The sequence below is a fragment of the Phocaeicola sp. genome, assembly GCF_057861905.1.
The window spans coordinates 1-19,696 of sequence record NZ_DBMACV010000065.1; the positions used below are offsets into that span (position 1 = coordinate 1).

A 19,696-nucleotide genomic window follows, 5' to 3' on the forward strand; every position below is an offset into this window, starting at 1 on the left:
TTGTTAATTTGTAATTAATTGTTTGTCAGACTTAAATATACAAAATAATTCGGTGATTACCAACTTTTAAAGATACTTTCTTATCCCGAACTCACGTAGTTAATTAATGTAGGTTGAATCTGATAATGAAGTGAAACGAATTATCTGTTATGTAATGTAAGTAATGTATGTAATGATATGTGGACACTTTTTCCGTGACTTATAGGACGCTTTTTCCCTAAGTTATGGGACGTTTTTTCCGTATATTTTTGGAAAGATTTCTGACCTGTTTTCAGAAAGGTCTGAATAGACTTTCCCTCGGTGTTTGCTATCTTATTCATAGCATTGAAAAGTTCCAAGTAAAATTGGCTCTAATATCTGTTATAGCGAAAATCGTCTTGTTTCATTAGTTACCAAAGTTGTGACCAACATTTTCTTAAATTTCTATATTGGGTATAGAAAGACAGAAAAATGAAGTTTTGTTGGTAGCACTTAGATTAGTTCAGTAATTAATTGATAACCTCTGTTTTTACCTACCCAGCAGGGAACGGCTTGATAATAGGAATTGATAAGTTTAGGCTCTATCTTTTCTTCGGGATGAATGTTCAGCATCTTAAATATCCTCGTCAACTCATTAACTATATTCTCATTGGAATATCTATTGCCAACTTTAAATATATTCTTAATCAGTCGGATAACCTTATTCCCTTTGCGCTGTATAAGAATCATCTTTTCTCTGATTTTTCTTTCGTTGTATTTAAGTTCTTCTATATTCTCTTTACCCAGTATCTCAAAGGCTTCCACAATGAACGGGTCTATCTTTCTCATATCATTTATGTAGTCCAAAGCATATTCAGAATAGGGAACTTCCATTTCACTGAGCTGCTGTACCATAATTCTGCGCTTCTCTTTTACCGAGCGTGCACTTCTTATTATTTTCAATTTCTCATCATTGGGGTTATATTCACAATTGCTAAATGTAGGATTGAAGAAATGACAGTCGTCGTACCATTTAGTTACCAATTCTACAGACTGGTATCTGTTCCTTACCAGAACCTCATTTATCTCATTATCTATGGCAAACCAGTTTTTGGTAAAATCGGGATATAGGAACTTACGGAACGGCATGGTTTCAAGAACGGCACTGAAAGCAAATCTGCTCTCCTTGTTGTCAGCACTGTTATATAAAGTCTGTACTATTTGATAGGCAAACTCATGGGCGGATATTTCCCATTCAATCTGTTCTCGATCTTTGATAATGATTTCCGGATTTACCCTGTAGATGTGTGTGGCGGAGTTTATTCCATTACGGAACCTTCCACAAATCTGTATGCAATCTGTATCAATATCAAGCATGGTATATTCAGAAATATAAGGGTCTGTCACCATTACTAAGTCCGGTTTATAGGGCAAATCCAAGTCAAATGCAGTAAAGAATCTTCCGGTGAAGAAATTGTATTTTTTCATGGTATCTGCGCTCCAGTCCTTATAAGCATTGTCAAAGGAGTATTCATTTCTGAGTTTCATGCGGCTTTTGGGTGCACAATAGACTGCTGAATCTTCCAGTATGTTCAGCTGTTTCATTATGGCATAGATTTCTACTACAGAATTAATGAAGAAACAGATTGTACCATCATGGTTTTTCAGATATTCGTTTACCGCTTTCTGTATGTTATAAGTATGGGTGACTGTAATCTCCTGCCTATAGTCATAATCAGCATTCACTTCTATTGTCCCAAACTCTTTTAGCCGTGGGTCACTGAATCCGATTGGAGTAGCCGAAACCAGTGCTTTTTCTTTGAAGCGGAAAAAGTCGGTCATGGGCAAGACTATATCTTCTCTATAGTCTACATCTTTAATTAGCTGGTGGCATTCATCCATCAGTAAAAAGAAATGGGAATAAAGGTCAATTCCGCATCTTGCACACGCTGTTTTTACCTTGCCGAAACTTTCGGGAGTAATCATAATCTTATGCAGCGTATTACTTGTCAGATAATTGCATATCTTATCTGCTGTCACATTTTCATAGACACCCAGCAGGTTATCATATTTGCTACATTTGCTTCTGATAACAGGAACATTGGGAACAATGATAATGGAACTTCTTTCAGTATTAAGTTCCAGAGTAGTAGCTCCACAGCCGGGTATCTTTTTGGAAAGAATGCAGTCAGACGGTATTTCATTCATTACGTCTGACAGGTATTGACCTTTATGTATTGTAATCATAAGCCTTTGCTGTTTAAATAGTCTATAAATTCATCACTTCTCTTTATGCTAAAGTATAGCTTGCCAAATCGGAACAGTCCTCTGAGTCTTATATAGGCTTCTGTTTCTCTTAGAAACGGTATTCTTGCGATGTTGCATTTTTGCTCGATAAGTTCTTTCAGACAGGTCGTTTGAGTGTCCTCAATTGTTTTAGTAATATCGGACGGGAAGATACCGAAGTCTTCATAATCGCCTGTTTGCAGGTAGTTGAGAATCCAGTGCCAGCTTTGTCTGTTAAAAATATATCTTATTCCAGTTGTTCCTTGACTACTTATCCAAGCTTCTCCGTTTATTTGAATATGGAGCTGTTTGTGTTGCATCATTAACAGCTTCACTTGTCGGTGAGCTGTTTCGTTGTCGTATGTTTGAGAGAACTGTATCTGTTTCATCTGATTGTTGTATTGGAAAGGATGGCCGAGAAGTGCTGTCTTCTCGACCTCCTTTCAGGTTGACTGTTTAAGCTACTTTATTGGGTTCGGTTGTTTCCTGCTTCGCTTCCTCCTTCTTCATCCATTCTGGCTTGCAGGCTTCACTGATAAGTTCGTTTACTTCATCTGTTGCTTTTAGACAGAATCTTATATAGCCGTTGAAAGTATTGGTGAATCTCATGCAGCGATAACGCTCTCCCTTGTTGCTGTACCAGTCGGTCTCAATATAGCCTCTCATTGATGATTTGATGTACTGCTTGAATAATTCTAACACCAAATTCTCTCCATCTTTGGCAACTTCGACCTCATGTTCCTCTGCTTTATAGGCACTCAAATCATTTATGATTTTAGCCATGCCATTGTGTATAGCCGAGATTAGTTCGGTATCTCCAGCACCTTCAAAATGCTGTACCGTACCAGTCCAGTAAGTAACCGTAACAGATATGATTAACTGTCCACTATTTGATTGCTTGAAACGCATGTCTGTTTTGGTTGGAAACATAAGGAATGCTTCTTTCAATGCTTGTACGAATGCTGCATTTACTTTAGTATTTTCTATTTCATTATTTAACACTTCTGGAAATTTAACATTTTTTATAATTTCTAATTTTTAATGTTTAATGTATTAATTATAATGCCATTAGAAAACTACTGAAGCTATGCGCACTTGCTCGTTTGTTTCCTTTTGACATTGCAAAGGTCGTGGTTTTCATGTCTTGTTATCGGGAATAAAAAATGATGGATTTCTATTCCCCTTCAACCGTTTCATGGAACTCTTTTCCTTTGACAGTGCAAAAGTAGAGAGGATAGCGTTACGTTATGGGGAATAAAAAATCCCGCTATTCTATTCCTCTTAAATGGAAATTGAATAACGGGATATATTAAATAACAAGTAATCTGTCAGATGGAAAACTCTGGATAGACATTACTTATGTTATGTGGATATTTATAGTCTTTGTATTGTTTGAGAAAAGCTTTAAGCGTTTCATTTTCAATATCAGTCCATGTTTCTTTATTTCTAGACAGTTTGATAAAATAGACCAATCGGCTGACAAGCTCCATTTCTTTAATAGAATGGTTTGCTCCTGTTCTTCTTTTGGCTCTGATTTGTTGCTGGGTATTGAAGAAAGTAAGAAGCATTTTAGCAAAGTAAGCAATAAACGGTGAGTCTTTCAATATCGTGGAAGTTTCTTCTTCCTGTCTTCTACTCAGAAATTTGACCGTGTCAATATCAGCCTCGCTTATATATTTGTTTATGGCTTCCGATATTGCCTTAATCGCTCTTATATCTTCTAAAACGACCTTTTGCTTGCCTGCCTTGAAAGTAAGACTGGCTATATCTTCAACATTACTGATAGCTGATTGCAGCTGCTCCAATTGTTCTAAAGGGGTAAACTTCATTGTTATGCCTTGATAGAACATGCTTTCACAATAATCACAAACAAAGAGAATCAGTAGCCAGAATTTATCCGTATTCAGTTCAAAATAGCTAATGAGTTCTTGGATTTCACGCTCAGTCAAATATTGGCTATATAAGTTTTGTTTACTCAATAATCTTTGGTTGAATCTGCTTTTAAATATGACCATACAGTCTGTAGCACCAAAAGGGATATTTCCAGCTTCTTCTATGGCTTCTGCTGATGCTTCACATCTGGTCACATTTATTATATAATCATAATCGTCTAAATCTGGAATATAAATAGATTCTATTATTCCGATATATTCCATTAGAGATAATGCGTTATTGTCCCATACCAGTTTATCCATGTTCTTATTCATTAGTTATAGTGACAAATTTAAGGAGAAAAATCCCACTCACAATAATTGCAAGTGGGATAATCATTTTAAAGTAGGTTCTTCATTGCATCATCCACTTGCTCGTTATCAAATTTACTAAGATATATCTGGGTAGTTTTTATATCTTGGTGTCCTAAAGCTTGTGATATGATTCCAATGTTTACTCCAGATTTCTTTAATATGGTAGCGAATGAATGTCGAGCAACGTATGTGGTTACTTCTGCCGTTATCCCTAGTTCTTTAGCAAAGGCTCTCAATTCAGTATTTACTTGATGGCAGATTTTATGTACTCTGTTACTTTTTTTGCATGGGTGTTATATGGCGTTTGCAATGTAAAATAGGAAATAGATATTCTGCTTCTTGTTGATAAGTAGAATATTTTGCGATTATTGTTGAGGCTTCTTTTGATAATAGGAGATTGATATTGCCATGTGTTTTTTGTCTTTGGTAAATCAGTCTGTCCTCAACAATGTTTTGACGTGTCAAGTTAGCAATATCCACAAACGAGATTCCTCCGCATAAATATGAGAATGAAAACAAATCGTGAGTAAGTTGTCTAAGTTTACTTTGCCCATTACAATTTGCGTTTATAAGTTTCAGAATATCATTCTTGGACAAGGCTCTTTTAATAGTTTTGGTATTGAAGTGGCTTAACTTGTATTCAATAAATGGATTCTTTTCACGTGCCACTATCTTTGCTTCTATTGCTTTATTATAGGTAGCTCGTAAAGTACGGAACTGATAACTGAGAGTTGTGTCTTTGTTCCCTTTACTTCGCATCCAGTCCTCAAATTTTTTGCAGAAAGAAACGTCGATATGGCTGAAAGTATAATTTAGCTTTTTACCTTTATTGAAATTGCGCAGGGTATTGTATGAGTTTAGGTAAGCATAGCTATTACCAATTCTTCCTTTCTGTTTTAAATCTTCGATTAATGACAGGTAGAACTCTTCAACCGTTTTTGCTTTAATTGAATCTTTCTGTTCATTGATAAGGGAAGATGCCGTGAATTCCTCCTTTTTGAGCTCTTTATCAAGTACCTTAGACTGATATTCCATTTCAGTTTTCAGAATGATTTGTTTGATTTGATTTCTATTGGGACAATTTGTTCTTGGTTGGTTTTTACTAAAGTCCCAGTGTTGAGGATTAACGGATATGCCTAAACTTTTCATTGTACGTTTTCCATCTTTGGCTATTCTTACCATTAATGGCGATTCTCCGTTTGCAAGCACTTTATGCTTGTAGCAAATAATAGAAATTGCAGCTTTCATAAAAAATACGGTTGACTTCTTGGTTGACTTTTCGCGTCAACCACAGCGTCAACCGCTATAGCTTTATAAACTATATAAAAACAAAAAAGCATCGACAATCATCAGATTATCAATGCTTTTTCCCAGTCGGGGTGACTGGATTCGAACCAGCGACCACACGCCCCCCCCCCAGGAGCCGATTTTAAATCTTTATATTTTTCTATCTCTTTGATTTTCAGAATTTATACTACTGAATGTCAAATGCTTATTTTCTATGAATTTTCTTCTTTTTGTTGGTAGTTTCGGAAAAATGTGTCATATTTGTGTCATTCAAACAAAAGCAAAATCAATGAAACGCTAAAAGTATTGGAGTATGGCACATTATAAATTCATGTTGTTAGAGTATAATGCAGGCAAGGATGGAAAAACGGCTGTAACTTTACGCATTACTAAAGACAGAAAGCGGAAGTACATTAAAACAGGTTTGCTTGCAACTCCTGAGCAGTGGAATACTGCCAACGATCGTTTTGTTACTGACAAGAAACTTGTGCCTAAATACAAGGAATATAATGCGAAGCTGTCTGAAATAGAAACTCGTGTAAATGCGGTCTTTCGTGATTTTGAGGTTGATGGTATTGACTGGACCTTGAATCAATTTGAAGATGCTTTTGTGGGGAAAATTTCGAAAGGCAATGTGAAAGATTATTTCAATACAGTGATAACTACATTGAAAGAAACGGGACATGTGGGTAATTCTGTTTGTTATAGCCGTACCCTGCATATGCTTGAATTGTTTGATAATAAGTTTGATAAGAAAGTATTTTCTGAAATTGACATTAAATATGTAAAGGCTTTCGATGTGTTTCTTCAGAAACGGGAATGTAAGGGAAATACCCGGAAATTTTATTTCAAAGCTCTGCGTGCAATCTTAAACAAGGCTATTCAAGATAAAGAAGCGTCGGAAAGTACTTATCCTTTTGGAAAAGGAGGTTTCAATGTGGCTGCTTTGGAAGAAGAAACAGCAAAGCGGTATTTGCCACATGAGGATATGGATAAATTGAAACACACGGTAGTTGAAAGTCCTGCTCAGGAACTGGCCAGACGTCTGTTCCTTTTTTCCTATTATTGTTATGGCATATCGTTTATAGATGCAGCATTGCTGACTAAGAAGAATATTGTCCGTTATAATGGTGGAAATTATATTGTCTATAAGCGGAATAAAACAAAAGAAGCCAAGAAAGTCAAACCTATTCAGATTAAGATAACTCCTGAAATTCAGGAATTGATGGATTGGTTTGCTGCTCATACTATATTAGTGGAAGATTATTTATTGCCGATTGTTTCCATTGCCGGGTACAAGGGGGAACGACTATATAATCATATTCGTAGCCGTTTTGGACGTAATAACAAGAATTTGGCTAACTTAGCGCAGACTTTGGGGATTACGGACATGAAGCTGACCAGCTATGTGAGTCGTCATACAATGGCTATGACTTTACAGGATAATCAAGTACCACGTGAAGTTATCTCACAGATATTAGGTCATAGTGATTTGGCAACGACCAATACTTATTTGGATAGTTTTGCCAGTAGCGTAATAGACGAAGCGGTAAAAGTATTATAAAAGAAACAGTATGTTATCAACAGATAAAATAAAGGACTTGCTTTCGCATGGCGAGAATAAGCAAGTAGAATTTAAGAAATGCACGGATAAGGTTTCGGCTTCCGTGTATGAAACGGTATGTTCTTTTCTGAATGCAGAGGGAGGGTATATCTTTTTAGGGGTGGATGATGATGGTACAATATTGGGAATTAACCCTAAATGCGTAACAGATATGACCAAAAGTATTATCAATACGCTGAATAATCCTGAACAGTTTCTTCCTCCAATGCCAATCACGCCAGAGCAGACAGAGATAGACGGTAAGATTATCCTGTATCTGAATGTGCCGGAGAGTGAACAGGTACATAGATATAAGAACCGTTTTTACGACCGTTGGGGTGATGCAGACAATGATGTGTCAAAGCATACTTATTTGGTTAAGAACATGTTCATGCGAAAAGAAAAGGAATCTTCTGAGAATGAAGTATTTCCCGATGTAACATTGGCAGATATGGACGAAGAATCATTCAAGATTATGCGCAGCCACATTTCCATTCATAACTCCAATCATCCGTGGCTGAGCATGACAAATGAAGAGTTTCTGAAAAGTCTGTTCTGGGGTAAACAACGGGAAACGAACAAGGAAGGATATAAGTTGGCTGCCATTCTTCTATTTGGCAAGGAACAGACTATTCTTAACTGTTGCCCGTGGCATCGTACGGATGCCATTTACCGTAGCATGTCGTACGAGCGTTTCTTGCATCCGCTTCCTACTGACCCTGATATTCGTTACAATGACCGGGATATGATATGCGTAAATCTGATTCAGTCATATATCCGTTTGCTGAATTTCGTGCAACGCAACATGCCTGATAAGTTCCGTTTGGCAGATAATGGTATAGACCGTTTGGATTTACGGGTAATGATATTCAGAGAAGTAATTTCAAATACCCTTCTGCACCGTGAATATATCAGTTCATATACCAATAAGTTTCTCATATTCCGTGACCGGGTTATAACGGAGAATTGGACGAAACCATTCCAAACAGGGGATATAAATATAGATGATTGGCGTACTCATACAAAGAACCCGCTAATAACAAAAGTATTCCGTGAAATGAAATGGGCAGAAGAGCTTGGCTCAGGACAGAAAAATATTCGGAAATATGCTCCGTTATACTTTGAAAACTCTGAGATAGAGATTCATAGTGGAGAGGAGTTTATCTTTTCCATTACCTATCGTGACCCTAAAGAGTTTGAACTTGCAGAAAATATACCGACAAGTCACCGACAAGTCGGGACTAAGTCGGGACCAAGTTGGGACCAAGTCGGGACTAAGTTGGCTCTAAGTCGGGGAGAAATACAGACAATTCTTGAAACTTGTATATCGGAAAGGTCGCTAATGGAAATTATTACTTTGCTGCACTTTAGTAATCGGACTAAATTTAGGAATAAATATATAAACCCCTTGATTGCAGAAGGATTGTTGGCAATGACTGTTCCTGATAAGCCTAACAGCCGTTTGCAGAAATACTATACCACTGAAAAAGGAAAATCACTACTATGCCAAGACGAAAGCAATTGACATTCCATATTCAAGATTTGCGATGTGCCGGTCATATCATCGAAGAGTTATCCAAACTGCCACAGTTGGCCAACTTCGACATGAGTTCTATTGAACTGACCATCAAAGAAAACAGACCAGCACCAAAAATTATCAAAAAAGACATTGATGTACTGATAGACCGTTTGCAGCGTGGCTTTTCAGCAAATAAACATACTGTTATACAATTGAACGGATGTTATCTGATTACAAATGTTCATTTAGCCAAATGGATGAAGACAACCCAAGCATCCGTCAATAAATGGATTAAGGACGGTCTGATAAAACCCAGTGAGAAATCATTCTCCAATTTAAAGTTTTTCGATATAGACGAGGTAATAGACCAGCTTCGCAGACAAAAACAATAAAATCACATTTTCTTTTATCATCTATATCAACTGTGCCAATAACTACCATTTCAATGCCATTTGCTGCCAAGCCTTGAAATGCTGTCGGGCAAATGTCTTCAAATGACATCAGATGTCCGCTGTTGGCATAGTTGATATAGATATTATCCTGTTTTATAAGCTCTTATTTTTATATTTCCTTTGCCATATCAACGTTGAGATAGCTGTGACGACAGCTTATTGTTTAACCCCTAAAATGTTTGATTATGGCAAATATCATTGTCGCAACAGAGGAGCAGATTCAAGAAGCTGTATTCAATGCGGTTTCAAAATTCTTTTCAGGAAATCAACAAGCAATATCCAGTTCCGATTTACCTGATACGTTAAGTATGCCCAATGCCTTGAAAGTGCTGGAGGATAACGGCTTTCCGACTTCAAAAGCGAAATTATACAAAATGACTTCGCAGGAACAGATACCCTTTATGAAGTATGGAAACAAACTTGTTTTTTCTCGGAAGGCTCTTATTGAATGGGCACACAAGCAATTGGTTTCTAACAGCAGTGAAGGTTGTGATTCAGCGACCAATATTCAGAAATGTTTTAAACGTAAACGCTAAGGTATGAGTACGGATGAAACATTGAGAAATGAGAGCCCGTTTGTTCGGGTTGGTACGACACTCTACAAAATAGTGAACCAACCTCGTTTGAACGGTGGTTACGTAAAGAAGCGTATTGTCTGGAACAATGAAACACTTCGTCAGGATTATGGTAAAGATTATCTGGCAAATGTCCCAAAGTATGACGGCTTTTGTACTGTACCTGATCATGTGAACTACCGTCAAGTGATTGATAATTTTCTGAATCTGTATGAACCGATAGGACACCAGCCAAAAGAAGGAGATTTCTCTCATATTCAAGCTTTACTGCACCATATTTTCGGTGAGCAATACGAATTGGGAATGGATTATTTGCAACTCCTTTATTTGCAGCCTGTTCAGAAATTGCCGATTCTGTTGTTAGTATCGGAAGAACGAAATACGGGAAAGAGTACGTTCCTAAACTTCCTGAAAGCTATGTTCCGCAATAATGTAACCTTTAATACGAATGAAGATTTCCGCAGTCAGTTCAATTCGGATTGGGCAGGGAAACTCATCATTGTAGTGGATGAGGTATTGCTGAACCGCAGGGAGGATTCGGAACGGTTGAAAAATCTGAGTACAACTTTATCCTATAAAGTGGAAGCAAAAGGCAAAGACCGTGACGAGATTGCCTTCTTTGCCAAGTTTGTGCTTTGTTCAAATAACGAAAGACTTCCTGTAATTATCGATCCGGGAGAAACACGGTATTGGGTAAGGAAGATTCATCATCTGGAAAATGACGATACACACTTCTTACAGAAACTGATTGAGGAGATTCCGGCATTCCTTTACTTTTTGCAGCATCGGACATTGACCACTCAAAATGTGAGTCGTATGTGGTTTTCACCGAAACAGACGGAAACAGCGGCCTTATTGAAAATTATACGCTGCAACAAAAGTAAATACGAGGTGGAAGCTGCAGAGCTGATAAAGGAAATCATGGAGTGTATGGAAATAGACAGTTTTTCTTTTTGTCTGAATGACTTGCTTATCCTGCTGAATCTTTCCCAAGTCAGAATTGACAAGCATTGGTTAAGGAAAATTGTGACCGAGGATTGGAAACTGGCTCCAGCTCCGAACGGATTGACTTATACCACTTATCTGTTTGCCTGTAACAAAGAAAGGAGATTTGAACCAATCAGACGGGTAGGACGCTATTACACCATTACCAGAAAACAACTGGATGAATTCTAAATTTTTTGTTGAATTGTTGAAGGATAATACCAACTTGCTGAGTATAAGAGAATAATATTCTCAACAAACACTCAACTTCTTAAATATGCTGTTGAAAAGAGAAGTAGTTATTTCTTTTTCTCATCGGTCTTTGTTGAGTTGATGTTGAGGTGTAATTCTGTTGTATTTCAGTAAGATAAGTTAGTTGCTCAACAAGTCAACACTTTTCATTCACATTCAAATTCATAAGAAAATGACAATAGAAGAAGCGAAGAATATTAAACTGGAAGATTATCTGCATAGTTTGGGATATAATCCGGCCAAACGACAGGGAATAAACCTTTGGTATAAATCACCATTTAGAGAGGAAACAGACACATCATTTAAGGTGAATACCGAAATCAATAAGTGGTATGATTTCGGGCTGGGCAAGGGAGGTAATATACTTACCCTAGCTTCGGTATTGTATTGTTCCGAAAGTGTACCTTATCTTTTGCGCCGGATTGAGGAGCAGGCCCCGCATATTTGTCCCGTTTCCTTTTCTTTTCAGGAGCAGTCTCCTACAGAGCCGAGTTTTCAGCGTATGGAAGTGAAACCTTTGGAATCACCTGTTTTGCTTTCCTATCTGCGTGACAGGGGTATTAATACTGGACTTGCGAAAAGAGAATGTTGTGAAGTGCATTTTGAGAACAACGGTAAGCATTATTATGCAGTTGGGTTCCCTAATGTGCGTGGAGGGTATGAAATACGGAATAAGTATTTCAAGGGGTGTATTGCTCCCAAGGACATCAGTCATATTCGGCATACGAACAGGCAGAATGAAGTCTGCTATGTCTTTGAAGGATTTATGGATTATCTTTCTTTCTTGACATTGAGATTGGACAGTTGTTCCCAATATCCGGAATTTGACAAACAAGACTATATGGTACTGAATTCTGTATCGAATGTTTCCAAGGCTCTTTATCCGTTGGGAAATTATCAGCGCATTCATTGCTTTTTTGATAACGACCGTGCAGGGATAGAAGCCATTCTGCAAATCCGAAAAGAGTATGGTAGTACCATCAATATCCGTGACGCATCACATCTATATAGTGGATGCAAGGATTTGAATGAGTACTTGTGTAAACGGAATCCTCTTCGAGAAAAGAAATTCATACAAACATCAGTGCCCAAGAAGTTGAAAGGTAGGAGTCTGTAGTATTAATCAAGTAACATTGCTGTAGCAACGGAATATGTGCAGGCTAAGGAAGCAAGGTAATGGAAATGTATACATTTCCGCCCTTGCTTTGCCGGAAGGCAAAGACAACCTGCTCCCGTTGGTTGCAGTCCAAAAGGAATTTCAGAATGGAAAAAGATAAACAACAATCACGGCAGACCAGGCGCAACAAGGTGCGTGTGGTCAGCGCAAGATTTACAGATATTGAGTACCAAGCGGTAGAGAAACGCAGGAAAGATGCAGGAGTTTCACTCAGTAGGTTCGTCCACTCCGTATTGCTTACGGGTAAAGTAGTACAGCGCATCAGCAAGGCGGATGCGGACGTGTTGCGGAAACTTGCCGGAGAAGCCAATAACATCAACCAGCTTGCCCATAAAGCCAATGCCGGAGGATTTGCTGGCGTAGCAACAGAACTTATGCTGTTGAAGAAAAAGATAGTACAAATCATTAAACAGTTATCCGATGATTGGAAAAATAAGTAAGGGAGCGGGATTCAAAGGATGTGTCAATTATGTACTGGGGAAGCCGGAAGCGAGACTGCTGGTTGCGGAAGGAGTGTTGACGGACAGCATTCAGACTATTACGGACTGTTTTCAAGCTCAGCGGATGATGAAACCGAATATCCGTCAGCCTGTGGGACATATCTCGCTCAGCTATGCACCTGAGGACGCTCCGAGAATGACGGATGAGATGTTGGTAAGTCTGGCAAAGGAGTATATGCAGAAAATGGGAATCAAAGATACCCAATATATCATTGCCCGGCATAATGACCAGAAGCATCCGCATGTTCACATTGTTTTCAACCGAGTGAATAATAACGGACGCACTATTAGTGACAAGAACGACTGTTATCGGAATGTCAAAGTCTGCAAGGAACTGAAAGAAAAGTATGGACTTTATTTTGGTAAAGGAAAGGATAGGGTACGGACTCACCGTCTGAAAGGAAATGATAAGACGAAGTATGAGATTTACCATGCGGTAAAGAACTCGTTAAGCAAATCCAATAGCTGGAAGCAGCTCATATCGGAATTATCCAGACAGGGAATAAAAACGGAGTTCAAGTATAGAGGCAGAAGCAATGTCATACAGGGCTTGTCATTTACTAAAGACGGTATTACGTTCAAGGCTTCGGACATTGACAGGAGTTTCAGTTATTCCAAGTTGGACAGAATGTTGGGAGAAACCAATAACCAATACCAACAGAATATCGGAGTGGTAACTAACAGCAGCCGACCTGTGATGCAGTATGAGAATACCTATAATTCAGGCAGCAATGTAGTAGAAAGCATTGTCGGGGCATTTGGCGGATTGTTCAACCCTACCCCCAATTATACCGATGAAAATGCGGAAGCAGCCTTTCAACGGAAATTGAAAAAGAAGAAAAAGAGAAGGATAAACTGGTAATCACTCAAAAACAGATACGAAAATGAAAGAAATGGAGAATAATGATTTTGTCCACACGCTGGATGCGGTATATAACCTTTGTTCCGAAATCAAGGAACATATAACTTCGGTTGAAACGACTGATGAAGAGGAAAACAATGAGGGACTTGTCCTGCTTTCCGACAATTTGCAACGGCTTCAAGCGGAGATTGCTGGAATGAAGTCCCAGCTCTCAGCCGGAAGAAATGAGTGGGAGCAGTTCCGTGAACTGACACTGGTTCGTGTCAGGGAGATGCACAACCTATATGCCAACCTATGTGCCATTAACAAGGACATATTCTCGGAACAGGAACGCATCGCCAACGAGTTGCAGAGAATACAGCAGTTGGAAGTTCATCACACCAACAATCATATTTTGGACTTCAAAGCCTCACGGCCATTCTTGTGGCAGGTTGTCCTGTTGGGGATAATTCTGCTTCTTTTGGTCGGCAATGCTTGTCAGTTTAAACGTAATATGCAACTTTCTGACAATGATTTGAAGTACCGCCTTATTAAAATGTATGGTGGCATTTCGGGCAATGAACTGGATACATTGGAAGTGGTATTCTATCGTGATAGGAATAAAACTGTCATCAGAAACATTCGTAATGAGGTGGAGGATTTTGAATACCGTACACGGGTAAGGGCTGAAAAGTTGGAGAAGGCAAGACTGTTGCAGCAGGAAGCGCAAGAACTTGAATAAAGAAGTTTTTATATGCGAAAGGAAGCATAATCTGCAATATAGGGTTATACTTCCTTTTTTTATTTGTTATGAGGTATATATCAACAAATTAGATTACTTTTGCTTGTGAATTATTAAAAAAGGACATTATGGGACAATTAAAGCCTAATCAAATATTGAATAAAGCGTATAGGCAGGTAGCAATAGAAACAGAAGATTACACTTTAATTGTGATAACATTAAGGAATTTTCAAAAAAACTCCGATATAGATAAGCTATATCACCATTAGCATCAGAAAGTTCTTCCATTATATCATGCGAAATTTCCCATAAAACACTGTTTTCTACAGCATCCATCATAAGATGTGTTGGCTCTCGGTTAAAATAGCTGTCAATACACCAGACAACATCTTTTTCACATGCTAAATGTTCTATCACATCCTTATCATGCTTTAGGTAGTGCTGTCTAATAAATCCCTTTTCTATATAAAATAGGCAATTACAGATATCACCTTCATTTAGAATTATATCACCTTTTTGATATTTCTTAGGCTGAATAATATCTGCAAAAAGGCGAATATTCTCCAACTTAAGTTTGCGATTAGGGCATGTTTCAGCTATAATCTGTTTTGCAATGTCAAATTGAATACTCATAGGCTAAAGTTATTTATATCCAACATTTTGTTTCAATTTTGGGTTCAAGTCTATACTTTTTTGTGGAATAGGAAAAACTGTGGTATACCCATTTTTCTCATCAGCCAGTTGGACTCGCTGATCGTATGATTTGTGATAAACTCCAAAACGCACCATATCTTGTCGTCGCCAGCCTTCCCATACTAACTCCAACAAACGCTCTTTCAATATGTTCTCAAGCGTAGCTTCTCGATATGGCATACCAACACGACCTCGGACTTCGTTCAACTCCAACGAGCCATCCTCACCATTACGTACCTTTGCCTCGGACTTCATCAGGAGAGCATCGGCATAGCGGAATAGCACGATGTCGTTATCCGGTTGTCTACCGTCGGAATGTGAGGTCCTATCAACCTCATATTTTGCCATACGAGCACCAGCTGTCTTGACATAGGAGCTTCCCGTAAGATTCAACTTTAGCTCCAATGGGAAATACTCCAACTGCTGTCCATTGTCCATCATTACAGGCTTTCCATCAACCTCTACGATGCCGGCATAGAAGTTCTTTTCAAAGCGAGCATCTACATCATCTGTGCCGTATCCGTTGGCTAAGACTGTTGAGGTATTGGCACTGGTACCATTTTCCGATGAGCCACCCAACGCACCGCCATGGTTGTAGTGTCGTGATCGGAAGAGATACCAGAACTGCGCAGCATAGAGGTTCTTATCCAACGGAATGGTGAATATGTTTTCGTTGGAGTTCTCGTTATGCACAGAGAAATTATAGCTATAATCGTCCTCCAACCGATAACCTACCTCGGCAAGTTTATTGCAATATTTGATACAGGTCTGCCAAGCGTTGAGTTTCTCACCATCGACGGTGAAAAATATCTCTTTACCGTTCCGTGGAACGCCATCAGTCCAATTATCATCACAATATATCTCGGCATTAAGAGCCAACTTAGCCAAAAGGAAATTAGCTACAGGTGTTGTTATACGACCATAGTAGTTACCCATCTTATTACTACGCTCATTTGGCAACAACTCGGCAACCTCCTGCAACTCATTCACGATAAAACGGAAAACCTCGCTACGCTCGCTCTGCACAACTTCATCCTGCGGTTGTTCATAGGATGTTACGATGGGCACTCTGCCATACATATCCATAATGTAGTAGTAGAAAAGTGCTCTCAGAGCTCGCACCTCAGCTTCGTAGGCCACTCTCTGCTCCTCAGATAGGTTATGGCTATACTTATCGATGATATGCAGAGATTTGTTCGATAACACAACAACCTTGTAGAGGTATTTCCAAGTATTGTAGAGTGGTAAATCATTAGGACTCCACTTATGCTGATACATATTCGCCCACAAACCTCCATCGTACCAGTCGCCACCACGAATAGGTATCATGGCTTCGTCTGTAGTAAGTGTGTTATAGTCATAAATCCCACGACAGGTCCCCTGTAAACCCTCACTGTCTGCACTGCCACCAATGTAATTGTAGAGCACAGCCACTGCATTAATATATATGTTGTTGGCATTGTTGTAAATGTCTTCTTCATAAAGTTGATCTCTAGGGTCTTCAGTAAGACAAGAGGTCATCATCGTTGCCAAAGCAACCATCAATATGTTTATATATCTTTTCATAACTGTAAGCGGTTATAATTGAATACTAAGACCTAACGAATAGGTACGATATAAAGGATAGGTGCGTTTGTCGTCAATGCCCAAAGTGTTGCTTACTACATAACTGTTTATCATTGGAGTAAGACCGCTATAGCCTGTGATTGTTGCAAGGTTGCTAATGCCTGCCGAAAGACGCAATGACTTCACAGCCTTGGATTTCATTGGAATATTGTAGCCTATGGTAATATGTTCAATATTTACATAGTCACCTTTTTCCAACCAATAGTCTGAAACATTCTGATCAATAATATTTTTTTCAGGAGCACCCTTCAATACATTGTAGTCAGGGAATATAGACATATTGGTATAAGCCAAGCCCGTGCCATTGAATATCTTATGACCGAAAGCACCATTTATCTGCATGGCAATATCAAAGGACTTGTAACGGAAACTGATGTTTGATCCAATAGTTACCTTGGGGGTTGCCTGACCTGCTATATACCTGTCTCCGCCATCGCTAAAATCAATCTCGCCATCATCATTCAAATCTTCAATATCGTAACTGTAGCCACCAAGTTCATTTTCTTTAAGCCCTTTGCAGTGAGGTAGATAGAATACCCCCAATGGCTGACCTACAATCTGATATACTACATTATTGTCTCCACCGTTCTGACCTGCACCATAAAGCGAGCCAATCGGAGTAATATCTGAAGCTGTCATATGCATACCATTATACTCTCCACTAAGCGAAAGTAACTTATTCTTCTGGTAGGACATATTGAAGTTGATATTCATCTCCATATCCTTTCGTTGAATGGGAACTACCGAGATTCCTAGTTCGACACCCTGGTTAGACATCGAGCCGATATTTGCCATCAGTTTATCGAACGCAAAGGTCGGAACGGGAACATCATACTCATAGAGCATATCCGTTGTCTTTGAGTAATATAATTCCGAGGTAAGCATCAACCGATTATCCCATATACCTAAGTCAAAACCGATATTAAATGTTGAACGAGTCTCCCACTTAAGGTCCGGATTCGTGTTGCGTATACTTCCCATTGTTACGGTAGGTGCACCGTTGATGGATACGATACCATTCTCCTTTACGGTATTAAGTGTTGTATAGGATGTTATACCTCCAAGATTTCCTGACCGACCATATCCGGTTCTTAGTTTCAATATTGTTATAAAGTCAGTATCAGAGAGGAAGCCTTCTTTTTTTACATCCCAACCCAGTGATACTGATGGGAAGAATCCGAAAGTATTGTTATCGCTTACCATTGAAGAGCCATCTCCACGGAGTGCTGCCGCAATAGAATATCTATCCTTGTAACTATATGTGACACTACCCATTATTGAAGCAAGTGACGGGTCTTCATAGCTACTGCTCGTACCACCGAAAGGACGCGATGATGTTGCTCCGATGTTATTATAGGAGAAATCATTTGTTGTTATTCCTTTTGCCTGCACCCATAAACCAGTCCTTACCTGTTTAAGATATTCTGCGCCAACAACAGCATCAAGGTGTGAGTCTCCCCAAGCATTGTTATATGAGAGGGACACATTTGTAAAGTAGTCTTCACCCTTGAACTCTCCACGATAAACATTGCCTTGCGCCCACACCCATGTAGGACAAAATTGAGCATTTCCCGTAGATGAATATGAATAAGAGCCGAAAGCCGACAATATCAAATTGTCAAGGATATTAAATTTCAGCCCCAAATGTGTATTGAAATTCCGTTCTTCGGAGTCATTTTTCTCATAGAGGAGTGCTCCAGGGTGGTTGATGTGTGATGCAGCCGAGTTCTTCACCCAGTTGCCATTAACATCAGTTCCTGCTGGATATGTAGGATTCTGTGCAGCTGCCGAGTAAAACAGCATTCGTGTATCGAAAATGTCGTGTATCTTTGACGAGTAGCCATATACACCAAAATCGCCAACTAAGCGACCATCGAAAGCCTTTTGTGTAGCATCAAGTTTTACCACTAAATTTCGGTAATCGTTAACTTTGACAATTGTATTATGATCCATAAAACCGAACGATGCTCGATAGTTTGAGTTTTCCGAACCACCGCTAAAAGCCAAGTGATGCTGATGTATCAAGCCCGTACGAGTAATTACATCGTGAAAATTGGTGTTGTAGCCACCATTATTGTAATCTAATCCAAGTGCCTCTGCTGTAGCTATATACTCCGGGCCGTTGAGCATTTGCAGATGTTTATACATTGACTCGAATCCGTAGTTGCCATCATATGATATTTCGAAACCTCGCCCCGTTCCTTTCTTGGTCTTAATCTCAATTACACCTGAAGCACCACGGGAACCGTACATTGCCGTTTCGGTAGCATTCTTCAAAATAGTGAAACTCTCGATGTCTGCGGGATATATGGTAGATAGCGTAGCGATGTCAGATGTCACTCCGTCAATAATTACTAACGGGTCATTGCCACCCATAATGGATGTGGTACCACGCACACGGATACTATTCAGCATAGCGAGCCTGTCAGTCCCATTAGTGGTGACGTTCACACCGGCAGACTGACCACTCAATACATCCAAAGCATTATTCAATGGTCCCTTCTTGATATTCTCGGGCCTGATATGCTCTAATGATTTAGTCGCCGAAATGGTATCTTGTTTCTCTCTGATATTCTGTACTTGTGCATCAATTTTTTGAGCACTACAGATGAAGAACATTATGACAAGACAAAGACCGACTCTTCCCATCTTGATTCGTTAAATCTCTGTAGATTCCCCAGACCAGACAGTTAATAAATCTTATACGCAATGTATTATAAAGAGGGGGATTGGGAATCTGTACTATTTCCCTGCCTGTCCGTCCGCTTAGCCATTGTATATTTTTTTTCTGTTATTTCATATCAGTGATGCTGATAATCCAGACAAGACCAGAGTAAACATCTACCTCTTTTATACATAAATCCTTTCCAAGGACTTTATAAGCGCAACCATTAACTACATTACATTACAAAGGTAACAATAATTTGTCATTTGAAGAAATTTAGAAAAAAGAAA

The 19,696-nt window shown here is 38.9% G+C and carries 16 protein-coding genes and 1 pseudogene; 9 read left to right on the plus strand and 8 right to left on the minus strand.

All coding sequences use genetic code 11. From position 1 onward, the window contains the following. Positions 1-471: 471 nt before the first annotated feature. The 5 genes and pseudogenes from ACZM60_RS11690 to ACZM60_RS11710 all read right to left on the minus strand — a co-directional run bounded on the left by ACZM60_RS11690 (position 472) and on the right by ACZM60_RS11710 (position 5,738). Positions 472-2,205: a DEAD/DEAH box helicase family protein gene (locus tag ACZM60_RS11690; RefSeq protein WP_489521591.1), complete on the minus strand. Its 1,734-nt coding sequence runs from the start codon at positions 2,203-2,205 to the stop codon at positions 472-474. Beyond that, complete coding sequence (locus tag ACZM60_RS11695; protein ID WP_337420260.1) at positions 2,202-2,633, minus strand: hypothetical protein; 432 nt, start codon at positions 2,631-2,633, stop codon at positions 2,202-2,204. Before ACZM60_RS11695 ends, ACZM60_RS11690 begins: the two co-directional genes overlap by 4 nt. Positions 2,634-2,700: 67 nt before the next feature. Next, entirely contained in the window at positions 2,701-3,174 is a 474-nt protein-coding gene (locus tag ACZM60_RS11700; RefSeq protein ID WP_489521592.1) for a hypothetical protein, read from the minus strand. A gap of 398 nt (positions 3,175-3,572) precedes the next feature. Further along, the gene (locus ACZM60_RS11705) at positions 3,573-4,439 is read right to left on the minus strand and encodes a hypothetical protein (protein ID WP_489521593.1); all 867 of its coding nucleotides are present in this window, start codon (positions 4,437-4,439) and stop codon (positions 3,573-3,575) included. A gap of 77 nt (positions 4,440-4,516) precedes the next feature. Then, positions 4,517-5,738, minus strand: a pseudogene (locus tag ACZM60_RS11710) (tyrosine-type recombinase/integrase). Between the two features lie 352 nt (positions 5,739-6,090). Here ACZM60_RS11710 and ACZM60_RS11715 point away from each other — a divergent pair. The 9 genes from ACZM60_RS11715 (at position 6,091) to ACZM60_RS11755 (ending at position 14,422) form a co-directional block, all read left to right on the plus strand. Continuing rightward, entirely contained in the window at positions 6,091-7,341 is a 1,251-nt protein-coding gene (locus ACZM60_RS11715) for a site-specific integrase (protein WP_071150471.1), read from the plus strand. Positions 7,342-7,351: 10 nt separating this feature from the next. Then, complete coding sequence (locus ACZM60_RS11720) at positions 7,352-8,905, plus strand: RNA/DNA-binding domain-containing protein (RefSeq protein WP_227086154.1); 1,554 nt, start codon at positions 7,352-7,354, stop codon at positions 8,903-8,905. Further along, positions 8,884-9,291 carry a hypothetical protein gene (locus tag ACZM60_RS11725; protein ID WP_227086156.1) on the plus strand — a complete coding sequence of 136 codons (408 nt, stop codon included), beginning with the start codon at positions 8,884-8,886 and terminating at the stop codon, positions 9,289-9,291. The genes ACZM60_RS11720 and ACZM60_RS11725 overlap by 22 nt, the downstream gene beginning before the upstream one ends. Positions 9,292-9,536: 245 nt before the next feature. Beyond that, the gene (locus ACZM60_RS11730; protein WP_022352893.1) at positions 9,537-9,887 is read left to right on the plus strand and encodes a helix-turn-helix domain-containing protein; all 351 of its coding nucleotides are present in this window, start codon (positions 9,537-9,539) and stop codon (positions 9,885-9,887) included. A gap of 3 nt (positions 9,888-9,890) precedes the next feature. Continuing rightward, positions 9,891-11,102: a primase-helicase family protein gene (locus ACZM60_RS11735; RefSeq protein WP_071150469.1), complete on the plus strand. Its 1,212-nt coding sequence runs from the start codon at positions 9,891-9,893 to the stop codon at positions 11,100-11,102. A 232-nt stretch (positions 11,103-11,334) separates the two neighbouring features. Continuing rightward, complete coding sequence (locus tag ACZM60_RS11740) at positions 11,335-12,279, plus strand: toprim domain-containing protein (RefSeq protein WP_489521594.1); 945 nt, start codon at positions 11,335-11,337, stop codon at positions 12,277-12,279. A 146-nt stretch (positions 12,280-12,425) separates the two neighbouring features. Beyond that, complete coding sequence (locus tag ACZM60_RS11745; protein WP_177603778.1) at positions 12,426-12,779, plus strand: MobC family plasmid mobilization relaxosome protein; 354 nt, start codon at positions 12,426-12,428, stop codon at positions 12,777-12,779. Continuing rightward, the gene (locus ACZM60_RS11750) at positions 12,760-13,701 is read left to right on the plus strand and encodes a relaxase/mobilization nuclease domain-containing protein (RefSeq protein ID WP_489521595.1); all 942 of its coding nucleotides are present in this window, start codon (positions 12,760-12,762) and stop codon (positions 13,699-13,701) included. Before ACZM60_RS11745 ends, ACZM60_RS11750 begins: the two co-directional genes overlap by 20 nt. Positions 13,702-13,723: 22 nt before the next feature. Continuing rightward, positions 13,724-14,422 carry a hypothetical protein gene (locus tag ACZM60_RS11755; protein WP_273389918.1) on the plus strand — a complete coding sequence of 233 codons (699 nt, stop codon included), beginning with the start codon at positions 13,724-13,726 and terminating at the stop codon, positions 14,420-14,422. 144 nt (positions 14,423-14,566) lie between these two features. Here the strand turns inward: ACZM60_RS11755 and ACZM60_RS11760 are convergent, their stop codons facing one another. The 3 genes from ACZM60_RS11760 to ACZM60_RS11770 are packed head-to-tail and all read right to left on the minus strand — an operon-like array spanning position 14,567 to position 19,390. Continuing rightward, a complete protein-coding gene (locus ACZM60_RS11760; protein ID WP_489521596.1) occupies positions 14,567-15,055 on the minus strand; it encodes a Crp/Fnr family transcriptional regulator in 489 nt (162 codons plus the stop codon). 9 nt (positions 15,056-15,064) lie between these two features. After that, a complete protein-coding gene (locus ACZM60_RS11765; protein WP_489521597.1) occupies positions 15,065-16,681 on the minus strand; it encodes a RagB/SusD family nutrient uptake outer membrane protein in 1,617 nt (538 codons plus the stop codon). A 12-nt stretch (positions 16,682-16,693) separates the two neighbouring features. After that, entirely contained in the window at positions 16,694-19,390 is a 2,697-nt protein-coding gene (locus ACZM60_RS11770) for a SusC/RagA family TonB-linked outer membrane protein (protein ID WP_204429414.1), read from the minus strand. Positions 19,391-19,696 lie beyond the last annotated feature (306 nt).